Genomic DNA, 17,582 nt, shown 5'->3' with positions numbered 1-17,582 from the left:
CGCAGGTGCGGAAGAGTGGCCGCGGCGATCGCATCGCGACGCGGCGTGATAGTGCATCGGCTCGGCAGAGCCGAATGCCGGGTTCATCCGGCAGATCCATAGCCGAGGGCGCGCAGGGTGTGCTGAAGCCATTGATACAGCCCGAAGGACGCGGCAAAGCTGCCCAGGATCAGCAGCCAGCCGATCCCGGAGGTCTTGCCCCAACGGCGTACCTTGTCCGGGTCGGTGTTCTGCATGCGGTGGTGAAAAGATCCCCCTCCAACCACATAGCCGACACCGAAAACGAAGCACATCGGCACCAGCAAGGCCAGCTTCATGCCGCCGTGCAGCGTGATCGACTGTGCGCCAGCGCGTGCCTGCTCCAGCGGCATCCACACGCCCCAATACGTCAGCGCAACGCCCATCAGCACGATCAGCACACCCATCAAACGAGCGCTCATGCGCGCTTGGCATCCTTGGCCATCAACTCCACGAACCGGTCGAACAACGGCCCCACATCGCGCGGCCCCGGCGAGGCTTCCGGATGGCCCTGGAACGAGAACGCCGGTGCGTCGGTCAACGCGATGCCCTGATTGGTGCCATCGAACAGCGACCGATGGGTCACCCGCACATTGGCCGGCAGCGTGCTTTCGTCGACCGCAAAGCCATGGTTCTGCGAGGTGATCATCACCCGTCCCCCGTCCAGATCCTGCACCGGATGGTTGGCGCCGTGATGGCCGGTGGTCATCTTGACCGTGCTGGCGCCGGCGGCCAGCGCCAGCAGCTGATGGCCCAGACAGATGCCGAAGGTGGGCACCTGCCTGGCGATCAATTCCTGGATGGCGCTGATGGCGTAATCGCAGGGTTCCGGATCGCCCGGGCCGTTGGACAGGAACACGCCGTCCGGATTCATCGCCAGCACCTCGGCCACCGGCGTGCGTGCCGGCACCACGGTGACGTCGCAGCCACGGTCGGCCAGCATGCGCAGGATGTTGAGCTTGACGCCGTAATCGTAAGCAACAACCTTGTGCTTCAGCTCGGCGCGCACGAAGGTGTCGGAATTCAGATCCAGCGAGCCTTCCTGCCAGCTGTAGCTGGTCTCGGTGGAAACCACCTTGGCCAGGTCCATGCCCTTCAGCCCGGGGAAGCTGCGCGCGGCTTCCAGCGCCTTGGCGACATCGATCTCGCCGGCCATCAGTGCGCCGTTCTGGGCGCCCTTCTGCCGCAGCAGGCGGGTCAGCTTGCGGGTGTCGATGCCGGAAATGGCCACCACACCGCGGGCCTGCAGCCACTCCGGCAGTGCGACTTCGCTGCGCCAGCTGCTGGGGCGACGCGGCACGTCGCGCACGATTAGGCCGGCGGCCCAGATCTTGCTGGCCTCGTCATCCTGATCGGTAAAGCCGGTGTTGCCGATATGCGGATAGGTCAGCGTGACCATCTGGCGGGCGTAGGAGGGATCGGTCAGGACTTCCTGGTAACCGGTCATGGCGGTGTTGAACACCACTTCGCCGACGGAAAGCCCGTTGGCGCCTACGGATTCGCCCTCGAACACGGTGCCGTCTTCGAGGACAAGGATTGCGGGTTGGGTCACGTGGGGGTCTCGCTCTGGCTGCCTGGGACTCCGATGCGCTTCCGGCCAAATTCCGGTTGCAGCAAAGCGCGGACGCGGTGCTGAGGACCGGTCCGACGCTGGTTCGGGCAAGCGAGAATTGTAAAGGCAAGTGCCCCGGCATGCCAGCCTGGAGAACACCGGTCGCCGCAGTGCCACCGCAATGGCGGGATGAATGCGCCACCGCGATCACTCGCCATTCATGCGCGGCGACGCGCCGGCTTACAGCACCAGATCGCGCACGCGATAGCTGCCGGCCGGCTTGCCGAGCAGCCGCTTGGCCGCATGCAGGGCGCCACGCGCAAAGATGTCGCGGTTGGTGGCGCGGTGCACCAGCTCCACCCGCTCGCCCAGCCCGGTGAACTGCACCGTGTGTTCGCCGACGATGTCGCCGGCGCGCAGGCTGGCAAAGCGCGGCTGCGCGCCGCTGCCGGTGGCCGCCTCCCCCAGCGTCAGTGCGGTTCCGGAGGGTGCGTCCTGCTTGTGCACGTGATGCGCCTCGATGATGTCGCAATCCCAGCCCGGCAGGCTGCCGGCGGCACGCTCCACCAGTTCGGTCAGCACCGCAACGCCCAGGCTGAAGTTGGACGCCCACACCAACGGGATCTGTTGCGCGGCCTCCAGCAACGCGGCGCGCTGCGCCTCATCCAGACCGGTGGTGCCGGACACCAGCGGTTTGCCGCGCTGCGCGCACAGCGCCAGGATCGGTGCAAAGCCCTGCGGCAGGCTGAAGTCGATTGCCACATCGAAGGCCGGCGCACCGCCGAGTTCGCTGGCGGCAAAGAACGGCACGCCGTCCACCACGCGCTGCGACGGCGAGCGCCCCACCACCGCACCGACGACGTGCAGCGCCTCGTCTTCGGCAGCCAGGCGCAGCAACGCCTTGCCCATCCGCCCGGAGGCGCCGTGGATCAGAACTTTCACAGGAGACGGTGTCATGGCGGCAGGCCTAGCTGGGCGATGGGGTTGTACAAGATAGCTGGGAATCGGGAATCGGGAATCGTAAAAGCTGGGATTGGGGAGTCGGGATTGGGGAGTCGTTAAAGCCGGGAATCGGGATCAGGGACTCGTGAGAGCGGATGCGGGTGTGCGCGTTTTACGTGCTGTGGCGCTTTGGCTTGGTGGCGTCCGTGGGGTGCGCGTGGTGGTTGGCATACAACGTCGCGAGCGGCCATGGGTTGGTAAGGGCTGCGCCACTGCACGTTGGCAAGGACGATGAGGACGCATGGCATACGGCCATCATGGCGGCGCTTGGAAGGTGGCGTTTGCCGACTTCGTGACCGCGATTCCCCAATCCCGACTCCCGAATCTCAGCCCTGCAGCTAGCGCGGCTGCGGCCTTTGATCGCGCGCGATGGTGTTGGCGGCTCTCAGTCGCCTGCGCCGTGCAGGCGTTTGCTCCAGCTCTCTATTTCGCGGCGTTGCAGGCGGCGTTGGAACAGCGCCTGCCATGACGGCACCAGCGGCAGTTGCAGCACCTCGGTGATGGCGGCGACATCGACATCGCGCGCATACAGCAGCTGTTGCAGGCGCAACAGCGTCCATTGCGGATGCGGTCGCTGCTGCAGTGTCAGCGTATCGCCGGCCGCAACGTCGCCGGGCTGCAGCACGCGGTAATACCAGCCGGTGCGGCCGGTGTCCTGCACGCGGCGCGCCATGTCGCGCAGGCCGAAACGGTCGGACAGCTTCCAGCATGGCTGACGCAGCTGCGACACTTCCACCACTGCCGTACCCAACGCAAAGCGATCGCCCAGGCAGACCTCGGCTTCGGTAAGGCCGAGGCTGCTCAGGTTCTCGCCGAATGCGCCGGCCGTCTCCAGCAACGCATGTGCACCGAGCTCGGTCCGCCAGGCGGCGTAGTGATCGCGTGGATAATGGTGGATCGCCTTGTCCGGCCCGCCATGCACACGCCGGTCGCCCTGCTCGTCGCCGTGCAGACCGTCGGGACCGACGTGCACCCTGCCGTCCACCGCCCGCTTGTCGATCGCGCTGCGGCTACCGGGCCGGGTGAAGTCGCGTGCGATGCCGATCGCAACGCTGTCGATGGTGATCGCGAGCGCAGGCGCCTGCAAGCCAGCGGTCTGCGTGCTCATGCGCCCTGCCCGGGCAATTCGGCCAGCGCCTCGCGCAGCACCTCGCCCAGGACCTGGATGCCGGCGTCGATCCTGTCGCCGGGCACAGTGACAAACGACAGCCGCAAGGTATTGACCTGCGGCAAGGTGGCGTAGAACGGCGCGCCCGGCACGAACGCCACATTGCGCGCGATCGCACGCGCCAGCAGCGTGGTGCCATCCAGCCCGGGCGGCAGGGTCACCCACAGGAACATGCCGCCTTCGGGGCGATTCCATTGCACCTGGGGCGGGAAATGCCGATCCAGTGCCTCCAGCATCAGGCTGCATTGACGCGCATACAGCGCGCGGATCTGCGGGATATGCGTGTCCAGGAAATCGTCCTGCAACGTCTGGTGGACCACGCGCTGGGTGAACGAGGGCGTATGCAGATCGGCCGCCTGCTTCGCCTGGATCAGCTTGCCCAGCACCGCTTCGGGCGCGACCACGTAGCCCAGCCGCAACCCGGGCGCAAGCACCTTGGAGAACGAGCCCATGTAGATCACGCCCTCCGGGTTGAGCGACAGCAGGCTCGGCAGCGGCTGGCCGCTGTAATACAGCTCGCCATACGGGTCGTCTTCGACGATCGGCACGCCCGCCTCCGCCGCCCGCGCCACCAGGGCCTGACGGCGCGCCAGCGGCAGCCGGCGACCGGTGGGGTTCTGGAAGTTCGGCAGGCAATACAGAAAGCGCGCATCGGCCAGCACTGCAGGATCCAGCGCGTCCACCACCACTCCGTCCTCGTCCGAGGGCATGCCGACAAAGCTCGGCTGGAACAGCGAGAACGCCTGCAGCGCGCCCAGGTAGCTTGGCGTTTCCACCAGCACCTTGCTGCCTTCGTCGATGAAGACCTTGCCGAGCAGGTCCAAGCCCTGCTGCGAGCCGGTGGTGATCAACACCTGGCTGGGCCGGATGCTGGCGCCGTCGCAGCTCAGGCGTGTGGCCACCCATTCGCGCAGCGGCGCATAGCCTTCGGTGGGGCCGTATTGCAGCGCGGCCTGCGGCGCATCGCGCAGCACCTGATCGCTGGCCGCGCGCATGCGCTCCACCGGAAAGGTGGCCGGCGACGGCAGCCCGCCGGCGAAGGAAATCACCTCCGGCCGCTCGGTCACCTTGAGGATTTCGCGAATCGCCGAACTGGTCAGCGCCTGCGCACGTCGGGAGATCTGGAAAGAGGTCGTCATTGCGCAAGCATAGCGAAGGCCCACGGCCGACGCGCTGTGCACTGCAGCGTCGACGACGCAACCCGCCCAGTGGCGGTATCGCCGCTGCGCCGACCATCGCCACGCGTCACGACACACGCCTGGGTCGCGGTGGCGCTACCGAAGAACTGCGGTGTGTCAGTGACGACGTGGCGGGGCCGGCCCGCAGCTGTCGCAGCCACCGCAGGCTGCGGCGTTCTGCGCGGCCGGCGGCGCCACGCGGCGGCCCAGCGCCCGCATCCACGCAGGCCGCCCATCGCGCAGCAGGCCGATCGCCACTGCGCCACGCAGACGCCGCAGCGTGCCGGGAAATTGCTTCTTCATCACCACCCACAGGCTGAGCAACACCGCCAGCGCGATGACCAGGTATTGCAGCGTAAGCGACAGATCCACTTCAGCCGGCTCCCAGCAGCACGGCCAGCTGGTAGGTCACCAGCGAGGCCAGGTAAGCCAGCGCGAACAGGTACACCGCGCTGACCGTCATCTGCTTCCACGAGTTGGTTTCGCGCTTGATCGTGGCCAGTGTGGAGATGCACATCGGCGCGTAGATGTACCAGACCAGCAGCGACAGCGCGGTGGCCAGCGACCAGCCATCGCTGATCAGCGGCGACAAGGCCTGCGCGGCAGCATCGTCGTCGGCCGCCGACAGCGCGTACACGGTCGCCAGCGAGGCCACCGCCACTTCGCGCGCGGCCAGGCCGGGGATCAGCGCGATGCAGATCTGCCAGTTGAAGCCCAGCGGCGCGAAGAAGATCGCCATCGCATGGCCGATGCGCCCGGCGAAGCTGTAATCGATCGCCGGCAAGGTGGCGTCGGCCGGCGCGGCCGGGAACGACAGCAGGAACCACAGCAGGATGGTCAGGGCCAGAATGATGCCGCCGACGCGCTTGAGGAAGATCAGCGCACGCTCCCACAGCCCCAGCGCCAGGTCGGGCAGATGCGGCAGGCGGTACGACGGCAGTTCCAGCATCAGTGGATGCTCGCTCTTGTCGCGGCGCCACTTCTTCATCGTCCACGACACCAGCAGCGCACTGACGATGGCCGCGGCATACAACCCGAACAGGATCAGGCCCTGCTGGTTGAAGATGCCCCACACGGTCTTCTGCGGGATGAAGGCGCCGATCAGCAAGGCATACACCGGCAGGCGCGCCGAACACGTCATCAATGGCGCGACCATGATGGTGGCGAGCCGGTCGCGCGGGTCCTGGATGCTGCGGGTGGACATGATGCCCGGCACCGCACAGGCAAAGCTCGACAGCAACGGGATGAACGAGCGCCCGGACAAGCCGGCGGCAGACATCATGCGGTCGAGCAGGAAGGCCGCGCGCGGCAGGTAGCCGGACTCCTCCAGCGCCAGGATGAAGGCGAACAGGATCAGGATCTGCGGCAGGAAGATCACCACCCCGCCCAGGCCGGCGATGATGCCGTCCTTGAGCAGGCTGTTGAGCGGTCCTTCCGGCAAGGTGGCGCCGACCCACTCGCCCAGTGCCGAGGTGCCGCCGTCGATCAGGTCCATCACCGGCGTGGCCCAGGCATACACCGCCTGGAAGATCAGGAACATCACCACCGCCAGCGTGACCAGCCCCCAGAGCGGGTGCAGCAGCCAGCGGTCCAGCGCATCGTCCACGCGCGAGGTGCGGGTCGGCATGCTGACGGCCGCACTCAGGATCTGCCGCACCTGGGCGTGATAGTTGCCATCGGCCGGCGGCGCGGCGCTGGGGGCGACCAGGCGTGCGGCCTGCGTATCGAGCCGCTCGACCAGCGCCTTGGCGCCGCCGCGGCGTACCGCCACCGTTTCCACCACCGGCACCCCGAGCGCCTGTTCCAGCGCCGGCAGGTCGATGACGATGCCGCGCCGCTGCGCGGCGTCGACCATATTCAAGGCCACGATCATCGGCCGGCCCAGCTCGCGCAACTCCAGCGCAAAGCGCAGGTGCAGGCGCAGGTTGGTCGCATCCATCACGCAGACCAGCACGTCCGGTGCTGGTTCGCCGGGATAGAAGCCACGGCACAGGTCGCGGGTGATCGCCTCGTCCAGGCTGGCCGGCTGCAGGCTGTAGGCGCCGGGCAGATCCAGCACCGCGAAGTCGCGCCCGGATGGCGCACGGAACTGCCCTTCCTTGCGTTCGACGGTGACGCCGGTGTAGTTGGCGACCTTCTGCCGGCTGCCGGTCAGCTGATTGAATAGCGCGGTCTTGCCGCTGTTGGGATTGCCCACCAGCGCCAGCCGCAACGGGACGCTCGCCGCGCTCATGCCTGTGCTCCGTCGACGCGTACCTGCACGCGTGCGGCCTCGCTGCGGCGCAGGGCGAACCGGGTGTAACCGACCTGTACCAGCAGCGGTTCGCGCCCGACCGGCCCGGTCGCCAGCACCGTGACTTCTTCGCCGGCGACAAACCCCAGTTCGCGCAGACGCCGGGCGATCGTGTCGTTGGGGAGGCGATCCTCCACGGAATCCACGATGGCGGCGCGATGCAAGGGCATGTCGGACAGCGTCACAAAGACGGCCTGATTGTTAGGAATGGTTCTCAATTCTAGCATCGACGCACCGCGTCATGGCTCAGCCGACCCGTGCCGCTATCATGGTTCGCATCCCATTCATGGACGTTGACGCAATGCAGGACACCGGCTTGATCGTGGAGGACCAGGGAGCGGTCCGCACGTTGCGACTGCACCGCCCGGCGGTGCACAACGCCTTCGATGCGACCTTGATCGGCGCGCTCACCGACGCCTTGCAGCAGGCCGGCCGGGCAGCGCAGATCCGCGTCGTCGTGATCACCGGTGCCGGCGCTGCGTTCTCTGCGGGCGCCGACCTGAACTGGATGCGCGGCATGGCCGGTGCCAGCGAGGCCGACAACGCGGCCGATGCGCTCGCCCTGGCGCGCCTGATGCGCACGCTGGACGAACTGCCCAAGCCGACCATCGCGCGCGTCAACGGCGCGGCATTCGGCGGCGGCGTGGGCCTGGTGGCGTGCTGCGATATCGCCATCGGCTGCACCGAGGCGCGCTTCGGCCTGACCGAGAGCAAGCTCGGCCTGCTGCCGGCGGTGATTTCACCGTATGTGATTGCAGCGATCGGCGCGCGCCAGGCACGGCGCTGGTTCGCCACTGCCGAGATCTTCGACGCGGCCACCGCGCAGCTGCTGGGCCTGTTGCATCAACTGGTGGCCGCCGACCAACTGGATATCGCGGTGGAGCGCCAGGTCCGCCTGTTGCTGGCGGCAGCGCCATTGGCCGCGGCCAGCGCCAAGGCGCTGGTACGCGCGGTGCTGCCGCCGATCGACCGTGACGCCATCGACGCTGCCAATGCCGCGTGGATCGCGCGCCTGCGCGTTTCCCCGGAAGGTCAGGAAGGCCTGGGCGCCTTCCTCGACAAGCGCAGCCCGGCCTGGGTGCCGGAGGGCGCGGCGTGAGCGACTTCGTCCGCATTGTCGAGGTCGGCCCGCGCGATGGCCTGCAGAACGAAGCGATGCCGATCGCCACCGCCGACAAGATCGCCTTGATCGATCAACTCTCCGCGACCGGGCTGCGCAGCATCGAGGCGACCAGCTTCGTCAGCCCGCGCTGGGTGCCGCAGTTGGCCGATGCGGCCGAGGTGTTTGCCGGCATCACCCAGGCGCCGGGTATCGCCTATCCGGTGCTGGTGCCGAACCTGCAGGGCTATGCGCGCGCACGCGCCGCCGGCGCACAGGAGGTGGCGGTGTTCACGGCGGCGTCGGAGGCCTTCAATCGCACCAATACCAACGCCGGCATCGACGAATCGATCGCGCGCTTTCGGCCGATCCTGGAACAGGCCGCGCTCGACGGCGTGCGCGTGCGTGGTTATGTCTCCACCGTGCTGGGCTGCCCGTATCAGGGCGAGGTGCCGGTGGCCGACGTGGTCGGTGTCGCGCAACGGCTGTACGCACTGGGCTGCTACGAGATTTCGCTGGGCGACACCATCGGCGTCGGCACCCCGGCCAAGGCACGCCAGATGCTGGCGGCGGTGGCGCAGGCGGTCCCGATGCCGGCATTGGCCGTGCACTTCCACGACACCTACGGCCAGGCGCTGGCCAACATCGCCGCCTGCCTGGAGCAAGGCGTGCGCGTGGTCGATGCGGCGGTGTCCGGTGCCGGCGGCTGCCCCTACGCCAAGGGCGCCAGCGGCAATGTGGCCAGCGAAGACGTGGTGTATCTGCTGCATGGGCTGGGCATGTCGACCGGCATCGACCTGCCTGCCCTCGCCCGTACCGGCCGCTGGCTGGCGCAGTTGCTGGGCCGCGAGACCGGCAGCAAGGTTGGCAAGGCCTTGGCGGCGGCCGGCTGAGATTTCAGTCCCGCACGCTGCCACGCCCGCGCATCTTCCAGGGCGGTCACACGGACGCTTCGGCTAGAATCGCCGGCTGCGTCGTCACCCGTTCGCCTGCCGGCATCCACCGGCTTCCAGGATTTCCAAGGAACCACCGCATGCAGCCTTCTTCTGTTCTTGCCATCGTCACCGGCGGCGTTTCCGGCCTGGGCCTGGCCGTGGCGCAGCGCATCGTGGCCGACGGCGGCAAGGTCGCCCTGTTCGACGTCAACGCCGACAAGGCCGAGGCGGCGCTGGCGCTGCTCGGTGACGGCAACGCGCAGTATTTCGCCACCGACGTCACCGACGAGGCGCAGGTCGCCGCCAACGTGGCGCAGGCCGCGAAGGCGCTGGGCGGGCTCAACCTGGCGGTGAACTGCGCCGGCATCCTGGGCTCGGGCCGCGTGCTCGGCAAGGAAGCGCCGATGCCGCTGGCGACCTTCCGCACCACCGTGCTGGTCAACCTGGTTGGCAGCTTCAATGTCGCCAAGGCCGCGGCCGACGTGATGCAGCACAACAGCGCCGGCGACGACGGCGAGCGCGGCGTGATCATCAACACCGCGTCGGTGGCCGCCTACGAAGGCCAGATCGGCCAGGCCGCCTATGCCGCCAGCAAGGGGGGTGTGGTCGGCATGACCTTGCCGATGGCGCGCGAGCTGGCCCGCTTCGGCATCCGCGTGATGACGATCGCACCGGGCGTGTTCTGGACCCCGATGGTGGACGGCATGCCCGAGGCGGTGCAGCAATCGCTGGCCGCGGCGATCCCGTTCCCCTCGCGTCTGGGCCAACCCGACGAATACGCCGACACCGTCGCCTTCATCCTGCGCAATCGCTACCTCAACGGCGACGTGATTCGCCTGGACGGCGGCGTGCGGTTGGCGCCCAAGTAGCAGGGATTGGTGCGTCGGGATTGGGGATTCGTAACAGCACTACTGCCCTGCCCGCCCGCTCCAGTCCTGCTTTGCCAATCCCTCATCCCAAATCACCAATCCCTGACTCATTCCATGAAAGCTAACGACATCAAGAAAGGCAACGTCGTCGAATACAACGGCGGCATCTACCAGATCCGCGACATCGAGCGCAGCTCGCCGCAGGGCCGCGGTGGCAACGTGCGCTTCCGCTTCATCATGTACAGCGTGCCCGGTGGCGCCAAGCTGGACGCCAGCTTCGACGCCGACGACAACCTGCCGGAAGTGGAGTTGCTGCGTCGCCTGTCGACATTTTCGTACAAGGATGGCGAGGCGTTCGTGTTCATGGACGACGAGGACTTCACTCCCTACACGCTGGATGCGGACGTGATCGGCACCGATGCCGGCTACATCATCGACGGGCTGACCGGCATCTACGTGCAGGTGATCGACGACCAGCCGGTGGCCGTGCAACTGCCGCAGACGGTGACGCTGGAAGTGGTCGAAACCCCGCCTGAGCTCAAGGGCGGCACCGCCACCAAGCGGCCCAAGCCGGCCAAGCTCAACACCGGCCTGGAAATCATGGTGCCCGAGTACATCACCAACGGTGAGCGCGTGCTGGTCAACACCACCACCGGCGAATTTGCGGGCCGTGCCGACTGATGCGCAAGCTGGTCGTTGTGGTGACGCTGGGGCTGCTGGGCGCCTGCACGGCGCAACCAGCGCCGGCGCCGACAGCCACGCCCGCACCTGCGCCGGTGGCCTGCACCGATGCCAAGGTGGACGAGGAGTGGCTGCAACATCCGCCCGGCCTGTGCGGCATGCCGGAGGACGTACGCACGCTGGTGGAGGATTACGACACCTGCGAGCACTTCGCGGGCGAGGACCCGTACGACGCCGATCGTCGCCACGAGATCGAAGTGGCGATCGCGCAATTCTGCACGCCGGCACCAGCACGGCTTGCAAAGCTGATGCAGCAGTACCGCAACAACGCGCAGGTCAGCGACTGGCTGCGCAAGTATTCGGTGCAGGCGGATCTGCAACCGGCTGGCTGAGGTACGCCGGCTGGTGTGACAGGTGCCAGCTGGTGCAATGCGTCGTCCCTGGCCGGAGCACCGGGAACTGGGACTTACCGCTGCAGGCGTTTGTCGTCGGCCGCATCACCGCGCGCTAGCTCGCGCAGGCGTGCGCGCAGGCGCTGCACATTCGCCTCGCCCTGCTCCAATCCAGTGCGGACGTCGGCCGGCAGTTGCTGCCGCCCCAGCGCCTGTAGCTGTTTCCAGCCGTCGACCAGTACGCCGGTTTCCTGCGCCACGCGCGCGCTCAGGTCCTGCCGCTCGTCTGCTTGCGGCAGTCCGTAGCCGGCGCTGCCCAACAGCGTAGCCGGATGACTGAGCCGGGACTGCCGCGCGAACAGCGACTGCAGCTGACCCTGCACCGAGTCACGCCCGGCCGCGCCGGGTGTCAGCAGGCGCTTGAGCGCATCGCGTGCCAGCAACTCCTGGCGGCGCAACGCGGCCTGTTCCAGCAACAACGCTGCAGCGGTCTCGCGCAGACCGCCGCGGTCGAACCACTGCGCACGCGCGTCCGCGCGCGCGTCCAGCCATTGCTCCACGCTGGTCTGCGGCACCGGCAGGCCGCGGCGGATCACCTCGAACATGGTCTGGTAATGCGCTGCCGCCGACTCAAAGTAATAGCCCTGGCGAATCGCCTGCGCAGGGTCGTCCAGCACCTGCATGTCGGCGATGCCGGCGCGCTGCAAGCGCTGCCTCACGCCGCGCGGGGTGATCGACGACAGCCCGGCCGTGGCAAGTCGCGGCACGCCGTCGTGCAGGAGCTTGAAGGTCTCCACCGCGCAGTTGTTGCCGATGAAGTAGTAGCGCCCGTCGTAACTCCAATGCACCTGCGCGGCGCGTGCGAGCAGCGCGGCGATCTCCCCCGGCGCCAGTGTCAGCGGCACCGACGACAGCGCGCGTAGCTCCACCTTGGTGTATTCGTCCACGACCTGATTCAACGGCAATACGAACAGCCGCGAGGGATACGAACCGGTCAGCCCGCGCCAGCTGGAAATCTGCACATCGCCGACGAAGGCGCGGAACGACAGCACGCGGTGATACTGCAGATCCAGACGGCAATCGGGACCGGGCGCGCGGCCAGGGGCACAGATCACCAGACGCAGCATGCTGTGGCCCCAGCGGCTCATCGGCTGCGCATTGCCCTCGGCCAGTAGATAGTCCACCGCGTATACACGCGCTGGATCCAGTGCCAGCAGCGACATCGCGCCGGCATCGTTGTCGGCCTGCAGGTACGGCAGCGTCGTCTCGCAATGCGTTGCATCGGGCATGCCACCGACCTGCTCGGCGAACCAGGCCGCCAGCGCCGGACGCCGGCAGTGATAATCGGCATCGAGCACGTAGTGTTCGAGATTCACCGCGACGAATTCGGCTGGGCTGCGCCGCTCGTAATCGTCGGGGCTGCGATCGCTGAACCGGTTTGCGCCACGCCCGATCCGCCAGGGACGCACCTGCCAGCCGGCCAGATCGCGCAGCCGCGGGTCGCGCGACAGGCCGCCGTGCGCACCGCGGTCCAGCACATGCGCCAGCTCATGTACCACGGCGGCCATTGCGGCGCGCGTGGCCGGTGCCTCGGGGTCGGTCTGCGTGGCCGTCGCCTGCGCGCTCCAGGCATCCAACAGCGCACGATCGAGCAGGATGCGCCGGCCGATCGCGCGGCCGTGCACGTGTGCCGGCAAATCCGTGCGCCATTGCAGCTGGATCGGTGCGTCGATGCGCTGCATCCAGGCAGGCGGCAGACGCTGCGCCACCTGTTCCACCAATGCGTGTGTGGTGTCGATCTGCGCCGCAGACAGGCCCTGCGGATCGACATCGATGCGTAATTCGGCCTGCGCCGCCGGTGCGATCGCTGCGGCCAGCCACAGCCACCAGCACCGGCGAGGAGAACTCACTGGGCCAGGATGGACTGCGCCAGTTCCAGGTCGCTGGACAGCCGCGCCGCATCGCTACGGCTGCGCAACTGCAGCAGCGCCGCTTCCAGCCGCGCGCCGCGGATCGCGCCATCGCTGGCGACGAAGCCGGCGGCATCTTCGCGTGCGTCGGCCACCACCTTGTCGTCGCCGGAACTGCTGCCGGAGGAATTGGACGACCCGGCCGACGATGCACCCGCCGAGGTTCCGGCCAGGCTGGATGCGAAGGCCGCCAGCGGCAGCAGCGTCAAAGCGCAAAACACGAGGGAGCGCATCATTGGCGTATCGATTCCATGTGAAGGTGGTGAAAGACTAACCGGCACGCGTGGCGGCAGGCGCGTCGTCCATCTCGAACAGCTTGCCGGGATTCAGCAAAAGATGAGGATCGAGCACATATTTGATCCCGCGCATCAAGGCGATCTCCTCGGCCGAGCGCGTGCTCCACAGATAGGCCTTCTTGACCAGGCCGATGCCATGTTCGGCAGAGATGCTGCCGCCAAAACGCTGCAAGGCCTGCGCCAGCAACTTGGTCACCTGATCGCAGGCCGCCACGAAATCGGCCTGGCTGGTCCCATCGGGCTTGAGCACGTTGATATGCAGGTTGCCGTCGCCGATATGGCCGAACCACACCACATCGAAATGCGGATACGCATCGTGCAGCAACGCCTGGGTTTCGGCCAGGAACGCCGGCATCGCCGAGATGCGCACCGACACGTCGTTCTTGTACGGCGTGTAGCGCGCCAGCGCTTCGGTGATGCCTTCGCGCAGCCGCCACAGTTGCGCGGCCTGCGCGTCGCTCTGGCTGATCACCCCGTCGCTGACCCAACCCTGCTCCATGCAGGTCTCGAATGCCGCCATCGCTGCGGCTTCCTGCGCCTCGTCGCCGGCAGCGAATTCGGTGACCACGTAATACGGATGCACCTGCGCAAACGGTGCCTGCGCGCCGTGCGCCAGCACGTGTTCGAGCGCGCGGTCGGTGAAGAATTCGAACGCCTCCAGCCGCAGCTGCGCGCGGAACGCGGCAAACACCTGCATCAGCACCTCGAACGAAGGCAGTGCCAGCAGCATCACGTTGCTGGGCGGCGGCGGGTCGGTCAATCGCAATGTCGCTTCGACCACCACGCCAAGCGTGCCCTCGGAGCCGATCATCAAATGGCGGAAATCGTAGCCGCTGGAATTCTTCACCAGCGCGTTGTTGAGCTCCAGCAGTTCGCCGGCACCGGTGACCACCTTCAGGCCGGCGACCCAGTCGCGGGTATTGCCGTAGCGAATCACGCGGATGCCGCCGGCATTGGTGGCGATGTTGCCGCCGATCGAGCACGAACCGCGCGCGGCGAAATCCACCGGATACACCAGCCCATGCTCGCGCGCGGCGTTGTGCACCGCTTCCAGCGGCATGCCGGCCTGGACGGTGAGCGTGCGATCCACCGCATTGAACTCCAGCGGCTTGTTCAGGCGCTCCAGGCTCAGCACCAGCTCGCCGTTGGCAGCCACCGCACCGCCGGACAAGCCGGTGCGCCCGCCCGAAGGCACCACCGCAACCGCGTTCGCATTGGCCCAGCGCAGCACCGCCTGCACCTCGTCCACCGCACCAGGCAAGGCGATCGCCAGCGGGTTGGGCGTCCAGCGCCGCGTCCAGTCGCGGCCGTAGTGTTCCAGGTCGGCCGGCTCGGTCTTCAAACGCAACGAGGGCACGGCCTGTTGCAACGAAAGGATGCGGGGATCGGTCATGGCACACGGCGCTGCAGTAGGAACCGCACAGCGTGCCAGTGCGCGCCGGCCTCGTCCAGTTGCACGACATGGCGCCGCCGCGGCGTTGGATTCAGCTGAAACCGTTGCACCGCAAGGACTTTGCCTGCGCAAACACTGCGTTGCGGGCGCCCCATCACGCGGCCCATCTGGCATAGTTGCCGACCCGATTGCTGCAATGCGCTCCCCCCATGTCGCCGAAGAGAACCTCGTTTCCCAAGCAGGACATCCGCGTCCTGTTGCTGGAAGGCATCAGCCAGACGGCCGTGGATGTGTTCCGCGCCGCCGGTTATTCGCAGATCGAACTGCACGCCAAGTCGTTGCCGGAAGACGAGCTCATCGCGCGCATCGCCGAGGCGCATATCGTCGGCATCCGCTCGCGCACGCAGTTGAGCGCCGAGGTGCTGGCGCATGCCAAGCGGCTGATCGCAGTGGGCTGCTTCTGCATCGGCACCAACCAGGTCGATCTGGACGCGGCCGAGCTGACCGGCATCCCGGTGTTCAACGCGCCCTACTCCAACACCCGCAGCGTGGCCGAGCTGGTCATCGCCGAGGCGATCCTGCTGTTGCGCGGCATCCCGCAGAAGAACGCCGAGTGCCATCGCGGCGGGTGGTCCAAGTCGGCCGCCGGCAGCCACGAAACGCGCGGCAAGGTGCTGGGCATCGTCGGTTACGGGCATATCGGCACCCAGGTCGGCGTGCTGGCCGAGTCGCTTGGCATGCAGGTGATCTTCCACGACATCGAAACCAAGCTGTCGCTGGGCAACGCGCGCGCGGCGATCGATCTGGACGACCTGCTGGCACGCGCGGACGTGGTGACCCTGCATGTGCCGGAGACGCCGTCGACCAAGGACATGATCGGCGCGGCGGAAATCGCGCGCATGAAGCACGGCGCGCATCTGATCAATGCCTCGCGCGGCACCGTGATCGACATCGACGCACTGGACGCGGCGCTGAGCTCGGGCCAGATCGGCGGCGCGGCGGTGGACGTGTTCCCGATCGAGCCCAAGGGCAATGGCGATGCGTTCGAATCAAAGTTGACCGCACACGACAACGTGATCCTGACCCCGCACGTGGGTGGCAGCACGCTGGAAGCGCAGGACAATATCGGCGTCGAAGTGGCCGCCAAGCTGGTGCGCTACAGCGACAACGGCAGCACGCTGTCGGCGGTGAACTTCCCCGAGGTCACCCTGCCCGAGCACCCCGACAGCCTGCGTCTGCTGCATATCCACCGCAATGTGCCCGGCGTGCTGTCCAAGATTAACGAACTGTTCTCGCGCCACAACGTCAACATCGACGGCCAGTTCCTGCGCACCGATCCCAAGGTGGGCTACGTGGTGATCGACGTCAGCGCCAGCGAGGCGCAGGCCACCGCGTTGAAGGAAGGCCTGGCCTTGATCGAAGGGACCTTGCGAACGCGCATTCTGTACTGAGCGGACTTTGTACCGAGGTGATTCCTTCTCCCAACGGGAGAAGGTGGCCCGAGGGGCCGGATAAGGGGCGCTGCGGCCAACTTCGACGCGTCTGCCATGGCAAACGCGTCGCCACGCGCCAGTAAGGGCGACTCGTAAACTGGCAGCCGATGCCTGGCGGTACTCACCCCAACCCCCGCTCCGCGCCCCGGCCCGCGCTTGCGGCGCGGGCGCTCCCAGGCACGCGCGCCCATGGCGCAAGCTGTGCCTGCTCGTCTCGACGGGAGAGGGGCTTTCGCAGACCTGAGCACGAAACAACGTCTCATCACTCACCCACTGCTTCCAAGGCCATGACAGCGAATGGCCGAGGCAGCAGCGTGGGCGGGGATTGGCGGAGAGCGGCACACGGATGTGCCGCGGCGGCGAGTCAGACAGGATGTCTGACCGAGCCGAGCAGCCGATCGCCGGCCGCGCTGCTGCCGCCCACCGAAGCCGGCAACTAACAAGCGCAGTGCCCGCGCTTGCGGCGCGAGCGCCAGTGGCACGCAAGCAGCGCCTTATTACCCCGACGAAAGGGGCGCTAAGAAGCTGCTCAATGCGCGCGCGCCACCCACTTCTCCGCCATGCGCCGCATCGACGGATCCAGCTGCGGATCGGCAAGCAGTTCGGCGACCGGGCGCCACGCCAGGGCCAGCGATTCCTCGCTGACTTCGAATGCCTCGTCCGCTCCCGCCACCACCACATAGCGCGCATCGTAATGCCAGTGCCCGGCCACCTCGCCGCGCGCGGGAATCCAGTGCCGATCCAGGTCGAAGATGGCCGCGTCAGCCAGGCGCAAGCCGGTCAATCCGGACTCCTCCTGCGCCTCGCGCAAGGCCACCTGCGCCAGGTCGCGGTCGCCGTCGGCGTGCCCGCCCAGCTGCAGCCAGCGTTGCAGCTTGCGGTGATGGGTCAGCAACGTGCGCGTGCCATCGGCGCTGACCACCCACGCCGAGCCGGTGAAATGACCTTCGACACGCTCGCGCAGGAACGGGTTGGTGGCATCGTCCAGCAGCTGAGCGAACTGCTCGGCCAGCTCCGCTTCGTCCGGCCAGCGTGCGCGGTAGTCGGCCAATCGCTGTTGCAGGGTTGCATCCACCATCTGTCGTTCCCGGTCGCCCGTTGCGGGCCAGGCGGCCATTATCGCCATTCATGCTGCGTACGCGCTTGTCGTGAGCGTGTAGCTTTGGCAAGGTAGGCCGCTTGCCTGTCCCACCGGGACGCGGCGCACCACCTTCGCCCAGGCGCGCGCGCCTTAGTTGCCACT

Annotated in this window: 18 protein-coding genes; 6 read left to right on the top strand and 12 right to left on the bottom strand. The window is 67.4% G+C overall.

All coding sequences use genetic code 11. From position 1 onward, the window contains the following. Window positions 1–83: 83 nt before the first annotated feature. From ACCQ04_RS09275 to ACCQ04_RS09240, 8 genes are all read right to left on the bottom strand, one after another. Window positions 84–440 carry a hypothetical protein gene (locus tag ACCQ04_RS09275; RefSeq protein ID WP_024937722.1) on the bottom strand — a complete coding sequence of 119 codons (357 nt, stop codon included), beginning with the start codon at window positions 438–440 and terminating at the stop codon, window positions 84–86. After that, on the bottom strand, window positions 437–1,570 hold the full coding sequence (carA, locus tag ACCQ04_RS09270; RefSeq protein ID WP_024937723.1) for a glutamine-hydrolyzing carbamoyl-phosphate synthase small subunit: 1,134 nt from the start codon (window positions 1,568–1,570) through the stop codon (window positions 437–439). The genes ACCQ04_RS09275 and carA overlap by 4 nt, the downstream gene beginning before the upstream one ends. Window positions 1,571–1,810: 240 nt before the next feature. Continuing rightward, window positions 1,811–2,527, bottom strand: a complete 717-nt coding sequence (dapB, locus tag ACCQ04_RS09265; RefSeq protein ID WP_226427783.1) for a 4-hydroxy-tetrahydrodipicolinate reductase — start codon at window positions 2,525–2,527, stop codon at window positions 1,811–1,813. A 430-nt stretch (window positions 2,528–2,957) separates the two neighbouring features. Beyond that, window positions 2,958–3,680: an MOSC domain-containing protein gene (locus tag ACCQ04_RS09260; protein WP_226427782.1), complete on the bottom strand. Its 723-nt coding sequence runs from the start codon at window positions 3,678–3,680 to the stop codon at window positions 2,958–2,960. Further along, on the bottom strand, window positions 3,677–4,879 hold the full coding sequence (locus ACCQ04_RS09255; protein ID WP_226427781.1) for an aminotransferase-like domain-containing protein: 1,203 nt from the start codon (window positions 4,877–4,879) through the stop codon (window positions 3,677–3,679). Before ACCQ04_RS09255 ends, ACCQ04_RS09260 begins: the two co-directional genes overlap by 4 nt. Before the next feature lie 156 nt (window positions 4,880–5,035). After that, window positions 5,036–5,290, bottom strand: coding sequence for a DUF6587 family protein (locus tag ACCQ04_RS09250; protein WP_039521380.1), 255 nt, complete (start codon window positions 5,288–5,290; stop codon window positions 5,036–5,038). A gap of 1 nt (window position 5,291) precedes the next feature. Continuing rightward, window positions 5,292–7,151 carry a ferrous iron transporter B gene (gene feoB / locus ACCQ04_RS09245; RefSeq protein WP_024937727.1) on the bottom strand — a complete coding sequence of 620 codons (1,860 nt, stop codon included), beginning with the start codon at window positions 7,149–7,151 and terminating at the stop codon, window positions 5,292–5,294. Further along, complete coding sequence (locus ACCQ04_RS09240) at window positions 7,148–7,396, bottom strand: FeoA family protein (RefSeq protein ID WP_016904358.1); 249 nt, start codon at window positions 7,394–7,396, stop codon at window positions 7,148–7,150. Before ACCQ04_RS09240 ends, feoB begins: the two co-directional genes overlap by 4 nt. Before the next feature lie 116 nt (window positions 7,397–7,512). Between ACCQ04_RS09240 and ACCQ04_RS09235 the strand changes: the two genes are divergently transcribed. From ACCQ04_RS09235 to ACCQ04_RS09215, 5 genes are all read left to right on the top strand, one after another. Further along, a complete protein-coding gene (locus ACCQ04_RS09235) occupies window positions 7,513–8,310 on the top strand; it encodes an enoyl-CoA hydratase-related protein (protein WP_016904357.1) in 798 nt (265 codons plus the stop codon). Continuing rightward, window positions 8,307–9,203, top strand: a complete 897-nt coding sequence (locus ACCQ04_RS09230; protein WP_226427780.1) for a hydroxymethylglutaryl-CoA lyase — start codon at window positions 8,307–8,309, stop codon at window positions 9,201–9,203. The genes ACCQ04_RS09235 and ACCQ04_RS09230 overlap by 4 nt, the downstream gene beginning before the upstream one ends. Before the next feature lie 140 nt (window positions 9,204–9,343). Continuing rightward, a complete protein-coding gene (locus ACCQ04_RS09225) occupies window positions 9,344–10,114 on the top strand; it encodes an SDR family oxidoreductase (protein ID WP_184434640.1) in 771 nt (256 codons plus the stop codon). Window positions 10,115–10,228: 114 nt separating this feature from the next. After that, the gene (gene yeiP, locus ACCQ04_RS09220) at window positions 10,229–10,795 is read left to right on the top strand and encodes an elongation factor P-like protein YeiP (protein ID WP_016904354.1); all 567 of its coding nucleotides are present in this window, start codon (window positions 10,229–10,231) and stop codon (window positions 10,793–10,795) included. Further along, window positions 10,795–11,187, top strand: a complete 393-nt coding sequence (locus ACCQ04_RS09215) for a hypothetical protein (protein ID WP_024937731.1) — start codon at window positions 10,795–10,797, stop codon at window positions 11,185–11,187. Before yeiP ends, ACCQ04_RS09215 begins: the two co-directional genes overlap by 1 nt. Before the next feature lie 74 nt (window positions 11,188–11,261). Here ACCQ04_RS09215 and ACCQ04_RS09210 read toward each other — a convergent pair whose 3' ends face one another. From ACCQ04_RS09210 to ACCQ04_RS09200, 3 genes are read right to left on the bottom strand one after another with little or no spacing between them, the layout of a single operon-like run. Then, on the bottom strand, window positions 11,262–13,097 hold the full coding sequence (locus tag ACCQ04_RS09210) for a DUF7844 domain-containing protein (protein ID WP_226427779.1): 1,836 nt from the start codon (window positions 13,095–13,097) through the stop codon (window positions 11,262–11,264). Beyond that, the gene (locus ACCQ04_RS09205) at window positions 13,094–13,393 is read right to left on the bottom strand and encodes a DUF2388 domain-containing protein (RefSeq protein ID WP_024937732.1); all 300 of its coding nucleotides are present in this window, start codon (window positions 13,391–13,393) and stop codon (window positions 13,094–13,096) included. The genes ACCQ04_RS09210 and ACCQ04_RS09205 overlap by 4 nt, the downstream gene beginning before the upstream one ends. A gap of 34 nt (window positions 13,394–13,427) precedes the next feature. Then, entirely contained in the window at window positions 13,428–14,846 is a 1,419-nt protein-coding gene (locus ACCQ04_RS09200; protein ID WP_226427778.1) for a D-2-hydroxyglutarate dehydrogenase, read from the bottom strand. 209 nt (window positions 14,847–15,055) lie between these two features. Between ACCQ04_RS09200 and serA the strand changes: the two genes are divergently transcribed. Beyond that, entirely contained in the window at window positions 15,056–16,297 is a 1,242-nt protein-coding gene (gene serA / locus ACCQ04_RS09195; protein WP_226427777.1) for a phosphoglycerate dehydrogenase, read from the top strand. Window positions 16,298–16,868: 571 nt separating this feature from the next. On the opposite strand, the gene ACCQ04_RS09190 is transcribed toward serA, so the two are convergent. Next, a complete protein-coding gene (locus tag ACCQ04_RS09190; RefSeq protein WP_104541995.1) occupies window positions 16,869–17,456 on the bottom strand; it encodes an NUDIX hydrolase in 588 nt (195 codons plus the stop codon). Between the last annotated feature and the right edge of the window lie 126 nt (window positions 17,457–17,582).

The organism is Xanthomonas sp. NCPPB 2866 (genome assembly GCF_041475745.2).
GTDB lineage: Bacteria > Pseudomonadota > Gammaproteobacteria > Xanthomonadales > Xanthomonadaceae > Xanthomonas > Xanthomonas arboricola.
Note: the sequence above shows the minus strand (reverse complement) of the source record. Positions and strands in the feature narration are given on the sequence as shown.